Annotated in this window: 15 protein-coding genes; 2 read left to right on the top strand and 13 right to left on the bottom strand. The window is 62.5% G+C overall.

The window, feature by feature from the left end; genetic code table 11:
- Positions 1 to 80 precede the first annotated feature (80 nt).
- Entirely contained in the window at positions 81 to 1,370 is a 1,290-nt protein-coding gene (locus IVB54_RS08860; RefSeq protein ID WP_247295063.1) for an MFS transporter, read from the bottom strand.
- 396 nt (positions 1,371 to 1,766) lie between these two features.
- Between IVB54_RS08860 and IVB54_RS08855 the strand changes: the two genes are divergently transcribed.
- A complete protein-coding gene (locus tag IVB54_RS08855) occupies positions 1,767 to 2,345 on the top strand; it encodes a MarR family transcriptional regulator (protein ID WP_247295065.1) in 579 nt (192 codons plus the stop codon).
- Between the two features lie 13 nt (positions 2,346 to 2,358).
- Here IVB54_RS08855 and IVB54_RS08850 read toward each other — a convergent pair whose 3' ends face one another.
- On the bottom strand, positions 2,359 to 3,342 hold the full coding sequence (locus IVB54_RS08850) for a hypothetical protein (protein ID WP_247295067.1): 984 nt from the start codon (positions 3,340 to 3,342) through the stop codon (positions 2,359 to 2,361).
- A gap of 818 nt (positions 3,343 to 4,160) precedes the next feature.
- Here IVB54_RS08850 and IVB54_RS08845 point away from each other — a divergent pair.
- Positions 4,161 to 4,931, top strand: coding sequence for a response regulator transcription factor (locus IVB54_RS08845; protein WP_018453989.1), 771 nt, complete (start codon positions 4,161 to 4,163; stop codon positions 4,929 to 4,931).
- A 173-nt stretch (positions 4,932 to 5,104) separates the two neighbouring features.
- On the opposite strand, the gene IVB54_RS08840 is transcribed toward IVB54_RS08845, so the two are convergent.
- The 11 genes from IVB54_RS08840 to IVB54_RS08790 all read right to left on the bottom strand — a co-directional run bounded on the left by IVB54_RS08840 (position 5,105) and on the right by IVB54_RS08790 (position 12,508).
- Positions 5,105 to 5,563, bottom strand: coding sequence for a hypothetical protein (locus IVB54_RS08840; RefSeq protein WP_018453988.1), 459 nt, complete (start codon positions 5,561 to 5,563; stop codon positions 5,105 to 5,107).
- Positions 5,560 to 6,072: a FlgN protein gene (locus IVB54_RS08835; protein WP_018453987.1), complete on the bottom strand. Its 513-nt coding sequence runs from the start codon at positions 6,070 to 6,072 to the stop codon at positions 5,560 to 5,562. Before IVB54_RS08835 ends, IVB54_RS08840 begins: the two co-directional genes overlap by 4 nt.
- Positions 6,073 to 6,114: 42 nt before the next feature.
- Complete coding sequence (locus IVB54_RS08830; RefSeq protein ID WP_018453986.1) at positions 6,115 to 6,594, bottom strand: rod-binding protein; 480 nt, start codon at positions 6,592 to 6,594, stop codon at positions 6,115 to 6,117.
- Entirely contained in the window at positions 6,591 to 7,010 is a 420-nt protein-coding gene (locus IVB54_RS08825; protein WP_085351951.1) for a hypothetical protein, read from the bottom strand. Before IVB54_RS08825 ends, IVB54_RS08830 begins: the two co-directional genes overlap by 4 nt.
- A 6-nt stretch (positions 7,011 to 7,016) precedes the next feature.
- Complete coding sequence (fliR, locus tag IVB54_RS08820; RefSeq protein ID WP_247295069.1) at positions 7,017 to 7,769, bottom strand: flagellar biosynthesis protein FliR; 753 nt, start codon at positions 7,767 to 7,769, stop codon at positions 7,017 to 7,019.
- On the bottom strand, positions 7,766 to 9,847 hold the full coding sequence (flhA, locus tag IVB54_RS08815) for a flagellar biosynthesis protein FlhA (RefSeq protein ID WP_247295071.1): 2,082 nt from the start codon (positions 9,845 to 9,847) through the stop codon (positions 7,766 to 7,768). The genes fliR and flhA overlap by 4 nt, the downstream gene beginning before the upstream one ends.
- A 92-nt stretch (positions 9,848 to 9,939) precedes the next feature.
- Entirely contained in the window at positions 9,940 to 10,206 is a 267-nt protein-coding gene (fliQ, locus tag IVB54_RS08810; protein WP_018453982.1) for a flagellar biosynthesis protein FliQ, read from the bottom strand.
- Positions 10,203 to 10,625, bottom strand: a complete 423-nt coding sequence (flgD, locus tag IVB54_RS08805) for a flagellar hook assembly protein FlgD (protein ID WP_247376486.1) — start codon at positions 10,623 to 10,625, stop codon at positions 10,203 to 10,205. The genes fliQ and flgD overlap by 4 nt, the downstream gene beginning before the upstream one ends.
- A 14-nt stretch (positions 10,626 to 10,639) precedes the next feature.
- A complete protein-coding gene (gene flbT, locus IVB54_RS08800) occupies positions 10,640 to 11,050 on the bottom strand; it encodes a flagellar biosynthesis repressor FlbT (RefSeq protein ID WP_085351953.1) in 411 nt (136 codons plus the stop codon).
- Positions 11,050 to 11,394 carry a flagellar biosynthesis regulator FlaF gene (gene flaF / locus IVB54_RS08795; protein WP_018453979.1) on the bottom strand — a complete coding sequence of 115 codons (345 nt, stop codon included), beginning with the start codon at positions 11,392 to 11,394 and terminating at the stop codon, positions 11,050 to 11,052. Before flaF ends, flbT begins: the two co-directional genes overlap by 1 nt.
- Positions 11,395 to 11,461: 67 nt before the next feature.
- The gene (locus IVB54_RS08790; protein WP_247295073.1) at positions 11,462 to 12,508 is read right to left on the bottom strand and encodes a flagellar hook-associated family protein; all 1,047 of its coding nucleotides are present in this window, start codon (positions 12,506 to 12,508) and stop codon (positions 11,462 to 11,464) included.
- Between the last annotated feature and the right edge of the window lies 1 nt (position 12,509).

Genomic DNA, 12,509 nt, shown 5'->3' with positions numbered 1-12,509 from the left:
CGTTCAGGCGACGCATTCGCCATAGTTGCCGGCAAACGCAAATCACCAGCCTGCGAACGCGCTGCTTTCAGGCCTTGTTTTCAGGTCTTGTTCTGATGCTGTTTCACTGGCGCAGTCTCGGGCATGAGGCTCATCGCGACTAGTCCGACGATCGCCGCGAGCAGCAGGTACCAGGCCGGCGCCAGCGGATTTCCGGTGACGTGGAGGAGCCAGGTGACCACGAGCTGCGCCGTACCGCCGAAGCTGGCGATCGCGACCGCGTAGACGGTCGCGAACACACCGCCGCGGATGTTCTGGGGCAGCGCCTCGGTGAAGGTCGCGTAGAACGCAGTGAACGGCAGCGAGCCGATGACGGACAGAACACCGAAACCAACCAGGAGCGACAACGCGCCGGAGGCATGGACGATCCAGAGGAAGGTCGGGTAGGTCAGCAGCAGCGTTGCGAGCTGCGGCCAGATCATCACCGGCTTGCGACCGAGACGATCTGCGAGCCAGCCCCCGACCAGCGCGCCGACAAACTGGATGCCGTTGCTGACCAGCGACACGGCGAAAGCCAGTGTCGACGACACATGCAGCGTGTTCTGCGCATAGGTCGTCATGTATTGGGTGACGTAGGTCGAGATCGTGCCGCTTGCCAGGATCATCAGCGCAAGTCCGATGACGCCAAGGTGCCGTCTCGCCTGCGAGAGATGACCAGTGTGCTCGACGGTGCGGGCACCGGCTTCGGCCTGCGGGATAGTCTCGGGCAGCGTCCGGCGCATCCAGAACCCGAACGGCAGGCACACCGCTCCGATCAGAAACGCCACCCGCCAGCCATAGGCGTCGAGCATCTCCGGCCCCATCGTCTTACTCAGGATGACGCCGACGAGCGCGCCTGCGGTCGCGGCGATCTCCTGGCTGGCCGGTTGCCAGGCCACCACCAGCGCGCGATGCTGGGGCGGGGCGATCTCGATCAGATAGGCGGTGGTCGGTCCAACCTCCCCGCCCAGAGCAAAGCCTTGCGCCATACGCGCCGCGATCACGATGACGGGCGCTGCAAGGCCGATCGATCGATAGGACGGCGTGAGCGCGATGGTCAGGATCGATAGCCCCATGAGCGCGAAGCTCAGCAGCATGGCAGGCCGCCGGCCGATCCGGTCGGAATAGATCCCAAGCACGATTCCGCCGATCGGCCGCGTCACGAAGCCGGCGCCGAAAGTCGCCAGCGACAGCATCAGGCTGCCGTACTCGCTTCCCGTCGGGAAGAAGGTATGGCCGATCTGGATGGCGAAGAAGCTGTAGGTGATGAAGTCGTAGAACTCGAGCATGTTGCCGACGGTGGCGGCCAATGCTGCGCGCTTGACGCTGAACGGCTTCACTTGCTCGATCATTTCCCGGGCTCGATCCTATTTCGATTTAACCGCCTAGCCGCATTGCAACGCAACATTCATTAACCGAAAACGGTGGTTCTCTCGCCCCCTTTTCCGCTGCCCGAGTTGCTGCCGATCCGTCCGCTCGCGCGATTCGAAGCGCATCGCGCAACAAATGGGCTTTGCGGTGGTCGCAGCGACACATCATGTTGCACGCACATCCCGCGCGAGCGAAATCTGCGCGTACACCGCGGTCATTTGAGTGAAATTTTCAGAAGAGTTGAGCCGGGGGATTTACTCGAACTTTGTTCGTGACGCTCTAGTTCCACGACTGGAAGGTTCCGCCTCTCTCAGGGAGCTTCATTATCAGCCACCCGGATTGCGCTGCCAAAAGCTGAATTGAGTAAAGATATTGAAATGTATTTGGCTCGCGAAGCGATCGAATTATTGGGGCAGACGGCCCGCATCCTGTGGTTCGAAGGCGCCAAGCATGGCCTGCGCGACCGCGAATGGATGGCGCTGCGTTTCCTCTCCCGTGCCAACCGGTTTTCCCGGACGCCCTCGGCGCTCGCCAGCTACGTTGGCACCACGCGCGCCACCGCCTCGTTCATCATCGGCGAGCTCGAGCGACTGGGCTACATCGAGCGCAAGCGCTCCGCCATGGACAAGCGCTCCGTGTTGCTGAGCGTGACGCAGCAGGGCAAGAAATTTCTCGTGCGCGACCCCATCAGCGTTCTGCTCGAGGCCATTGCCGTTCTCGACGACGAGGCCAAGACTCGCTTTCGCGACACACTCCGGCACGCGCTCGATCAGGCCGATGCGGCCGAACAGCGGCACCATACCGACGTCTGCAAGCGATGCATCTTCCTCCGCGAAGATCGCACCACCACGGACAGCAGGACGATCGCCGAGTTCAGCTGCCGCCTGTTTCGGGCGCCGATCGCGGAGGCGGAGGTCGATCTGCTATGCACCAGCTTCGAGCATCACCGCAAATAGAAGTGGCCCTCGATCAGGGCGTGGCCTTGCGTGACGAATAGATGACGCCCCCGCTGGACTCGACCACCAGACGTCCGTTCTCGTTTTTGATCTCCTCGATACGGCCAAGGCCGGGCACCTGCTGTCCCAACACCGCCTCGACGACGCCGTTCGGGCCTTGCAGGATCGCGATCCCCTCATAGGCCTGGCGGACCGACCAGCCCTTGACCGTCTTGCGCGGCGCCGAGATGCGCTCGGAAGGTGCTACCGATCCCGTGATCTCGGGCGTAGCGGCCGAGGCCATCATCGGCATTGGCTGTGTGGCGACGGGCGCCGGAGCCTGGGCCTGCACCTGGGCAAGCTTGTCGAGCTTCACCGTAGAGGACGAGCCCACCCGTTCGATGCGATCAAGATTTTCGCCAAACCGGCCAAAACGGTCATTGGTCGCCTTGCTCGATTGGTCGACCGCGGTGCGGAGGCCGTCGAGATTGTCGGACACGCCCGACACCTGCCTGCGCAGTTGCGCCACCGTCTCGCGCAGATTCCTGATCTCAGTGTTGGCCGCGACGTTGCTCTGGGCAGGCTGCATGGTGAGATAGGCGATCACTCCGGTGCAGGCGCAGACGACCAGGATCGCAGCGACCGCCAATGTCGCGAGCGGCACGACCCATGTCGGACGCGGGGGCGGCGGCTTGGCCACGATCACGGCCGGCTTGATCACGATGGGCGTAGGCTTGGAAATTGCCATCTTGTCGAGGCGCGCCTTGGCGCGAATACGCTTCAGACCCTCGAGCGCCTCTTTCGCCAGAGTTTCATCACTCGCTGCTGCCGACGCAGGCTTGGTGTTCGCAGGCTTGGTATTTGCAGCAGGCTTGGTATTTGCAAAATGCTTGGCATTTACAAAAGGCCTGGCCGTCGGCGCCGCATTGTCTCTGGCATCGCGCGTCTCCGCGGCCGGTTTCGCCGCTGCGGAAACATCGGCGTTCGCGTTGGGACGAGCTTGTCCATCGGACAACATGCGAGAATGCTCCGTTCGGTTCGATCTGTCGAACGGTGACATTATTTGCCGAAGCTTGCCTGAAACGTGCGCATCGAAAACTTCTCATCACGCGCGATGCGACGTCACATGAGTCAAACGCGTCACGCACGTGGCGAGAGTGCGACTCGAAAGACACACCCTCGCCAAGATTTCGCCAAGCTGGAGTCGCCTCGCCATACATGAGTCGAATTGTCGCACGTGGAAACGCGATGACGAGAGTCAATCCCGGGTTGAAAACCCATCAATGTGCATGAAGCGCAGCACCACCCGAAATAGCTGTAATCATACGGGGATGCGGAAGTTTAGAACCGCCAAGGTGCAAAACTAGTTCGAATTCCAAATCAACTGATGCGATTGAATATACAAAGAAACAACTCGAACCAAACCAACAGCATCAAGCACGTGTAGCAAACGCTTAGTTGCGCACGCTTGATCGGAAATCGGCAATTGTTACGGTCCTACTCAAGTGATTCTCGCCAGTTGGCGAGGGGATTGACACAGTACAGTAGCGTTCGGACGCATGAGCGACTTGGCGCAATTGTTCTAGGTCGCTTTCTCAATCCGCTCCGCGAGGTGATCCGCAAGACACCCGCCGAGCCTCACGCAGTAAGCGTTCAGTATCGAGTCGAAGTAGCAGGCCTGCGAGACGCAGGCACTGAATGCGTAGGGCTGCCCGCGAATATCGAAACCATAATAACGGTTCGCGGGAAGGAATATCGTCAAACAGCACAGTTGCCGAGCCGGGCATCACAACAACCAACCGGCCGTAACAAGTGCGAAACAGGGGCGAAAGACTGATGTATATTATCGTTGATGATCGCGAGAGCGTCACGAACAGCTATGTCGGAGGGCTCGTTCGCGAAGGTGTATCGTCGATCGGCTTCTCCTCCGGAGAATTCTGGGACTGGCTGCAATCTGCGAGTGAATCGGATCTGGCCGCGGTGGACGCCTTCCTCCTCGGGGATTGCGACACCCGAGGAAGCCTGCCGCGGGCGATGCGCAAGCGCTCCTCGGCGCCCATCATCGCCATGAGCGGCCAAAAGATGCTCAAGAACACGCTGGAGCTCTTCGAATCGGGCGTCGATGACGTCGTCCACATACCGATTCACCTCCGCGAGATCCTCGCCCGAACGGCCGCGATTGCGCGCCGCCGGGTCGGGGAACTGCCGAGGCCCTGCGAGACCAGGATCCAGGTCTTCTTCAACGGACGTGACCCCGAGATCGCTGGCCACGCCCTCACCCTGCCACGCCGCGAACTGCGCATTCTCGAATATATGGTCAGCAACCACGGCAAGTGGGTCACCAAGACGCAGATCTTCAACGCGGTCTACGGCATCTTCGAAGCGACGTTCGACGAGAGCGTGATCGAGAGCCACGTCAGCAAACTGCGCAAGAAGCTCCGCGACCGCCTCGGCTTCGATGCGATCGTGGCGCGGCGTTACGTCGGGTACCGCCTCGACATCCCGGCCGGCGAAACCATCGACGTGCCGATGCAGGAGCTCGACGAAGTCGGCATCTTGCTCAACAGGTCGCATGCCGCTCCGGCGGCGTATCCGGCCGGAAACTGATCGGCAGGGCGCTGCCACGCAACCGACAACGGCCTCGCGAGCCACCTTCGCAGGGGCCGTTGTAGTTTCAGCGACATCAACGGCGAACAGAGGCGCGGCAGTACCGGCGCCGCGGCTCGCGTCTAAGTATGATTCTAGAGGCTCGCTTCTGATTCAATCAGAACCGGTAATGCCTAGGGCTTCTGCTGGAATTCTTCCTTCGACACGTAATTGAAGTCCTCGACAAGGACGTCCTGGACGACTTCGGCCTGCATTCGCTCGTTGACACGCTGCTTGATGGCCGTTGTGAGGATGGAGAGGTCGTAACGGGCGAGTTTTCTGAAATCCAGGCGGTCGTCGGCATAGATCCTGCGGAAGGCTTCATCGACGACGAACGGCTCGGGCGGCACGTTGAGCTGATGCATGGTCCGCGCCTCTACGGTGTAGACGAAGCGCGCGACGATGTAGCCCTGCACGTTGCCACTCTCGACCATTGGCACGCTCAGGGCCCGCGTCTTCTGGTACTGCAGCCCGTCGAGATATTCATCCTTTGCCGGCAGCAGACTGCCATTTTCCTTCCAATAGGCCACGGCATAGCTCGTTCCCGCGGTGAGGATGCATACCCAGAGCCCGGCTAGCACGAGTCTGATCATTTTCCGTCCTGTGCTGCGCGGCCGGTATAGGTGCCGTCCGATTCGGCGTCCTTGATGGCCTTGACGATGATGCTCGCAACCTCGCGCACCGCATCGTAATGCATTTCGAGGATGGAACGGTTTCGCTCGAGCTTCTCGCGCAGCCGCTGGACCTCCTCGGTGATCTCGACCTCGCCGCCGAGGTGCATTCGTGCCCGCATCAGACGGACGAATTCCAGCATGCTCCGGCTCTTCCGGGCGCTGAACTCGTCGAAGTCGATCTTCTTGCCGGTCGCGAGCGCGGCCGTCTCCTCTTCGACGATGCCTTCGAGCCGGCGGATCGCAGCCAGCAGGCCGCGTACCTCGTCCGATCTCGCCGCGTCCGCGCCGTCGTTCGCCACCTCGCCGCCGACATTCGGCAGCAGCACGGGCAACAGGGCATCCCCCGACACGGCCGCCGTCGTCATCGCCTCGCGGTCCACGACCGGCTGTTCCATCACCAGGGCCGCCGCGCCTTCTTGTGCCTGCATAGGAAATTCACCCTTCAACTTCTGTCATCCATTCCCGGATCGTCATCCGGCCTTGCCCGAAGCGTCCGGTCCCGCCGGATGCGCGGCAGCGAGCTGCTTGGCAATGCCAATGCCCTTGCCCTTTGCCAGCTGAGCACCGAGCTGCTCCGCCAGCATCGACTTCCAGACGCCGCCGGCCGTGCCTTTTCCAAAGACCTGCTCCGACTCCTTCGGCAGCATCGTCTCGACGAAGGTCTGGAGGATGAAGGCCTCGAACTTGCGGTACACCTCGCCGGATGCCGGCGCCTTGATCACCTGCACCGGCGCCCCGTTCACCGCACCCGACTGGGGTTCCGAGATCTTCGTCGCGAATTGATCGGCAGCAGCCGCCTTGGCCTTGCCGACCTCCGCGTCCATCGTGGCGGCGAAATCCGCGTCCGATGATTTCAGCGCGTCGAGCTTCGCGGTGGCCGCGCGCTGCGTCACGGGATCGGCGGCGTCGAGGACGTCGAGAACGAGGTCGGGTGTCGCTGTCACGATCATGTCTTGGTCCGATTGGCTAGCCGTGGCGGCCACTCGCGCACGGTGAGGCTTGTTCCCGTCATCTCCTCGAGCGATCGCTTCTCGGCGTCGCGAAGCTTGTCCGCGAGCGCCGCCTTCGCGACCTGCTCGAACTGCTTCACACGGCGGCTCTCCGTGCGAACCTGGTCGAGCTGCTGCGAGGCCTGGGCCTGAATCGCGCGAGCGCCGACGCTGGCTCTGGTCAGGCGCCGCGCGATCGATTCGCTCGATGATCCCGCCGGCGGCTTCCCCTCGTTGAGAGTTCCGACCAGCCATTCCTGCTCGTCCTGCAAGCTGCGCTCCTGCTGGCGGAGATGAGCGAGCTGCCACTCTGACAGCCGAAGCTGGAGCTTCAGGAGCGAGACCATCCGGCCGAGCTTGTCCGCGCGCGACGTCATGATTGATCACTCCGCCAGCCACGACGAGACGCCGAGCATGAATTGCGTCAGGAGTTCGTCGCTGGTGAGGTAGAGCAGCAGGAAGCCGCCGAACAGCACGAAGGGCACCGAGATGAAATAGACCGGAATCGCCGGCGTCAGCTTGTTGATTAGGCCGACCGCCAGGTTGACGACGACCGAATAGACGATGAAAGGGCTGGCGATCCGCAGCGTCAGCACGAACGCCTCCGACAGCCTGCCGACGAGCTGGCCGAGCGGCATGCTGCCGCCGAGCCGGTCGCCGGGATGCCAGACGGCGTAGGAGTTCATCAGTCCGCGCAGGACCTGCCAGTGCTGGTCGGTCATGAAGAACAGCGTGGTGACGGCCGTCATGATCAGCGGCACCAGGGCCGGCGCCGGATCGGTATCGCCGACCGGGGTCCCCGGGATGTTGCTCAGCCCGATTGCGCTCGCCATCACGGTGGCCATGGTCTGGAGTGCGAGGAAGAACACGCGACCGCCGAGCCCGATGACGCAGCCGACCACGAGCTCGGAGCAGATAAGGAGCGCGAGCGTCAGAGGCGCCGCGTTGTCCGTAAGGGGTTTCAGGACGGCGATCAGGATCGGCGTCAGCGCAAACGTCGTGACGAGCGCGACGAACAAGCGGACCTGGGCCGGAACGTTGACGCTGGAATAGCCGGGCACCAGCATCAGGCAGGCACCGATGCGGCAGAACACGATGAACGTCACCAGCACGCTATCGGTGAGGCCGCTGATCACGATATGGCTCCGAGGGCCCGGATCTCGGTGCTGCGCGCGACCTCGACATGCGACAGGATCGGCAGTGTCGGAAAGACCCGCTCCAGGATCATCCGGACGTAGGGACGCGCTTCCGGGGTCACCGCCAGCACCACGCTGGTGCCGTTCTCGGTGAACTTGCGGATCGCGGCGCTGGCTTCGGTCGCAAACTGCTCGATCAGGCGCGGATCGGCGTCGAATTCGACGACGTCGCCCTTGGCGTCGCGCTTCAGGCTCTGGTGAAACGCGAGATCCCAACGGTTGCCGAGACGCACGACGTTGAGTACGCCGTTGTCGGAGAGATCGCCGCAAATCTGCTGGGCAAGACGGGTACGCACGTGCTCGGCCACCTGCTCGGAGCGCCGCACATGGGGCGCGATCTCGGCGATGGCTTCGAGGATCAGATGGAGGTTGCGGATTGACACGCGCTCGGCCAGCAGGATCTTCAGGATCGCCAGCAGCCCCGAATACGATATCTGCGACGGGCAGAGATCCTCGACAAGGCGCTTGTATTCGGGATCGAGCCGGTCGAGCAGGCCGCGCATGTCCTTGTAGGACAGGAGCTGGGCGAGGTTGGCCCTGATCACTTCGCTCAGATGCGTGAGCAGCACCGACAGATTGTCGACCGGCTTGCAGCCCTGACGCTTGACCTCGTCGGTGAAAGCGTCCGTCACCCACAGCGCCTTCATGCCGAAGGCCGGCTCGATCACCTCTTCGCCGGGAACGTCGGGCTTGCCATCCTTGTCGACCAGCACCAGCACTTCGCCGAGCCTGAGCTCGCCCTGGGCGACGCGGGTGTCGTGGATCCGGATCTGGTATCCCTTGGGATCGATCGACAGATTGTCGGTGAGCTTGATCTCGGGAACCACGAAGCCGTACTGCTTGGCGAACTTCTTGCGGATCTTGGCCACGCGGTGCGCCAGCTCGGTGCGCGAGCCCAGCAGATGGACCGAGAGGTGGCCGCCGAGCGCCAGCTCGATCTCCGCGGTCTTAAGCGATTCCTTGACGGATTCCTTGGCATCGACCTGGGCGCGTTCGTCGGCGTTGCGCGCATCTTCCTTGCGCCTCAGGGCTGCCTGCCGCCTCGGCAACGAGTATCCGACGAAGGCCATGACGCCGCCGAGCAGCAGGAAGGGCGCCGTCGGCAGCCCCGGCATCAAGGCGAGCACGAACATCATCAGCGCGGCGGCCGACACCGCGCGCGGATAGCCGCCGAGCTGCCGCAACACCGCCTGCTCGGCCGAACCTCTGGTGCCGCCCTTCGAGACGAGCAGGCCCGCCGACAGCGACACGATCAGCGCGGGCATCTGCGTTACCAGGCCGTCGCCCACGGAGAGCTTGGTGTAGACGTCGGCGGCGCGTGCCAGCGTCAATCCATGATGCGTCACGCCGATGATGATACCGCCGAAAATGTTGATCGCGGTGATGATCAGGCCGGCGACGGCGTCGCCGCGGACGAATTTCGAGGCGCCGTCCATGGCGCCGAAGAACGCGCTCTCCTCTTCCAGCTCGCGGCGCCGGCGCTGGGCTTCCTTGTCGTCGATCAGGCCCGCGGACAGATCCGCGTCGATCGCCATCTGCTTGCCCGGGATCGCATCCAGGGTGAAGCGGGCGCCCACTTCGGCGATACGCGTTGCGCCCTTGGTGATCACGACGAAGTTCACCGTGACCAGAATCGCAAAGATGATCAGGCCGATGACGAAGTCACCACCCATGACGAACTTCGAGAAACCGGCAACGACATGGCCCGCGGCGTTTTCGCCCTCCCCGCCGCGCGACAGGATGAGACGGGTCGTTGCGACGTTGAGCGCAAGCCGCAGGATCGTCGCGATCAGGAGCACGGTCGGGAAGGCCGAGAAATCAAGCGGCCGCTGGATCCACAGTGCGACCATCAGGATCAGTGCCGAGAGCGCGATCGAGAACGCGAGGCCGAGATCGATCAGGATCGGCGGTATGGGCAGGAACAGGATCGTGAGCATGGCCACGATGCCGCCCGCGAAAACGGCGTCGGCGCCCAATCGTCGCGGGGTCGGCAGGCTAGCAGCTAACGTATCGGACATGGGTCACCGGCAGAGGATCCGGCCCGTAATCTGCCGTGCAAAGCTTACGCGGGGGTGGTGGCAGGGTGGCAGAGGTGGCCGGGACCGTCGGGTCAGAAGCCGCGCTCGATGTGCGAATAGACCATCTCAGTGAAGGTGGAGAGATGGGCTCCGATGAAGGAGCCGGAGACGGCAACGACCACGAGAATGACGATGATCTTCGGAACGAAAGTCAGCGTCACCTCCTGGATCTGGGTCAGGGCCTGGATCAGCGCGATGATGGTGCCGACCAGCATCGCGGCACCGACGGCAGGTCCGGAGGCGACGATAATGGTCCAGATCGCCGCCTGGACGATGTCGAGAGCGTCCCGTTCGTTCATGACTGGCTGATCGTGAGACCGGGGCCGATCGCGACCTTCGTGCCGTTCTCGAGTGTCGCGACCGAGCCGTCGCTGTTGATGAAGATCGAGGCGACCTTGCCGCTGAAGCTCGCTCCTGTCGCATCCGTGAAGCTGACGGTCTTTCCGATCAGCCCGTCGGCCTGCGACAGCGACTGCGAAGACAGCAGAGCGTCGAGCTTGGTGTTGGTCTGCATCGCCTGCTCGACCGACGAGAGCTGCGCAAACTGGCTCATGTATTGCGAGGTATCCATCGGATTGGTCGGATCCTGGTTCTTCATCTCTGCAATGAGGAGCCGAAGAAACGTGTTGTAGTCGACGCCGGTGCTCGACGTCGACGTCGTCGAGCTGGTCGAACTGGACGACTTGCTGGTGCTATCGGTCGCGCTGGTGACGTTCATGTATCTCTCCGCTGTCAGGCAGCCTCGAATGGGGAATCAATCGTGGCGCCGGCCAGGATGGCCTGCTCCACTGGAAACAGTGCCCGAATCCGCTTGAGCGCGTCGAAGTAACGGGTCGCCCCGACCAGGTCGTCGACCGCACCAAGCCCGACCAGCATCTCCTGGCTCTCGCACACCGCGAGCAGAGCGGCGTGATGCTGCCCGTAGAGAGCCGAAGCATCCCGGACATCGGTCGGATTCATCAGCATGAGCTGGACGATGAAATAGAGCTGCCGCAGCGCCGTGGTGGCGTCGGAGGCCTGCATGATCTGTCCTTCGAGCAGGAACATCACGTCATTGACGAGCTCGACGGAGACCTTGCGGTCCACGCGCAGCACAGCGCCGTTGATGTAGACCCGTTCGCCCGCACGCAAGGATATCTTCATTAAAGTGCGTCTCGGATCAGGCGGTTGATTTCGATGAGCTGGATCACGTCATTCGACTTTTCTTCGCGAAGGCGGTCGGCTTCCTTGACCACCCACAGCCCGATCGAGATGATGTCGGCGCGCAGCTTTTCCGGAAGCCCGTTTTCCGGATGCGCGAGATCCTCGATGAAGATCGTCCACAGCCGCCGCACATAGAGCAGGCTCTCGACCAGATCCTCCAGGCTGAAGCGGTCCTTCTGGATCCGCTCGAGCCGGTCGATGCCAAGGCTGAGCGCCTGCCGCTCGCGGCCCCGCGCCTCATAGCCGCTCTCGTCGACGACCGCTTCATAGGCTTCAAACGTCATCAGGACAACTCTGCGCAGGAGACCGAACAATAAGACAAGGATTACGAGCCTTACGAAGGAGCGGGACTTAGAGATAGTTGATGAGGCTGATCTTCTGGAGCTGCGAGGTGAGCGCAAGTGCCGTCTGGATCTGCGTCTGCAAGGTGTTGACCCTGACGGAGGCTTCCGTCGGATCGACCTTCTCTATACCCACGATCTGATTGTTCAGAATGTCCTGCTGCGTCTTGAGCTTGTCGGTTGCTGAGGTGATCCGCTGCTGGACCGTGCCGATGTCGCCGCCGAGGGTGGCAAGGTCAGTGATGGCGTTTCCGACAAGGCCGATGGCCTTGTCCACGACAACCTGGAACGTCGCTTGATCCAGGTTGGCGTTCCCGAGATCTGCCATCATGGTGTAGGCCTCGGCGAGCTTGCGGAAGCCTGTCTGATTGGCGCTGACGGAGGTATCCGCTATCTCGGTCGTGGAGATACGGCTTTGCATGACCTGGTCGGTGGCCGATGACCAATTGGTGTTCCAGGCCGGGCTCGCGAACTCGGCATCGAAGGTGGTGTCGAGGAAGGTCTGCATCTGGGCCGGGGTGATGCTGTTCACGCTGGGCGATGATTGCGAGAAGCCGAAGGTCGCAAGGAAGTCGGCGTCGACCTGGTTCTTGCTGGCTGAGCCCGCGGTGTAGGCCGTGATCGGCGTGTTCTGCGTGTTGATGCCCGAGAAGAGAGACGAGCCGTTATAGGAGACGTTGAGCGCGCCAATCAGATCCTGGAGGTTGGAGGACGCAGGCGGCAGGATGATCCGTCCGCCGCCGTCGGTGCTGCGCGCCGCGATCAGGTCCTTGAGGAAGTCCGTTGCGGTCGAACCAAGCTGGGTGATCCGGCTCTGCGTTATGTCCAGACGTCCCGAGACCAGCCCGTTGGTATCGACGAGCTGATCGGCGAAGCTCCAATCCGCCCGCAGGGTGACGTCGCCTCCCGTCGTAGCACCAAGCTCGAGGCCGACATCGGCGAAGCGGCCGGTGGTGGCTTCCTTCGAGGCCTTGGCCAGCGCGGCCTGATTGTTGGTGATCGAAGACCTCAACGACGAAGACAGCATCAAGGTCGAGATGTAGTTTGCGCTCATCATG

This window comes from Bradyrhizobium sp. CW1 (assembly GCF_023100665.1).
GTDB lineage: Bacteria > Pseudomonadota > Alphaproteobacteria > Rhizobiales > Xanthobacteraceae > Bradyrhizobium > Bradyrhizobium canariense_D.
The sequence above is the reverse complement of the archived record's forward strand: the minus strand, read 5'-3'. Positions and strand labels throughout refer to the sequence as shown.

Coding starts and splice junctions, on each gene's coding strand:
- IVB54_RS08840 (WP_018453988.1), bottom strand. CDS start 5,563: ATGATCAGACTCGTGCTAGCCGGGCTCTGGGTATGCATCCTCACCGCG.
- IVB54_RS08825 (WP_085351951.1), bottom strand. CDS start 7,010: ATGACGTCGCGCGCGGACAAGCTCGGCCGGATGGTCTCGCTCCTGAAG.
- flhA (WP_247295071.1), bottom strand. CDS start 9,847: ATGTCCGATACGTTAGCTGCTAGCCTGCCGACCCCGCGACGATTGGGC.
- IVB54_RS08850 (WP_247295067.1), bottom strand. CDS start 3,342: ATGTTGTCCGATGGACAAGCTCGTCCCAACGCGAACGCCGATGTTTCC.
- fliQ (WP_018453982.1), bottom strand. CDS start 10,206: ATGAACGAACGGGACGCTCTCGACATCGTCCAGGCGGCGATCTGGACC.
- flbT (WP_085351953.1), bottom strand. CDS start 11,050: ATGAAGATATCCTTGCGTGCGGGCGAACGGGTCTACATCAACGGCGCT.
- IVB54_RS08845 (WP_018453989.1), top strand. CDS start 4,161: ATGTATATTATCGTTGATGATCGCGAGAGCGTCACGAACAGCTATGTC.
- IVB54_RS08835 (WP_018453987.1), bottom strand. CDS start 6,072: ATGCAGGCACAAGAAGGCGCGGCGGCCCTGGTGATGGAACAGCCGGTC.
- IVB54_RS08855 (WP_247295065.1), top strand. CDS start 1,767: ATGTATTTGGCTCGCGAAGCGATCGAATTATTGGGGCAGACGGCCCGC.
- IVB54_RS08790 (WP_247295073.1), bottom strand. CDS start 12,508: ATGATGAGCGCAAACTACATCTCGACCTTGATGCTGTCTTCGTCGTTG.
- IVB54_RS08860 (WP_247295063.1), bottom strand. CDS start 1,370: ATGATCGAGCAAGTGAAGCCGTTCAGCGTCAAGCGCGCAGCATTGGCC.
- IVB54_RS08830 (WP_018453986.1), bottom strand. CDS start 6,594: ATGATCGTGACAGCGACACCCGACCTCGTTCTCGACGTCCTCGACGCC.
- flaF (WP_018453979.1), bottom strand. CDS start 11,394: ATGACGTTTGAAGCCTATGAAGCGGTCGTCGACGAGAGCGGCTATGAG.
- flgD (WP_247376486.1), bottom strand. CDS start 10,625: ATGAACGTCACCAGCGCGACCGATAGCACCAGCAAGTCGTCCAGTTCG.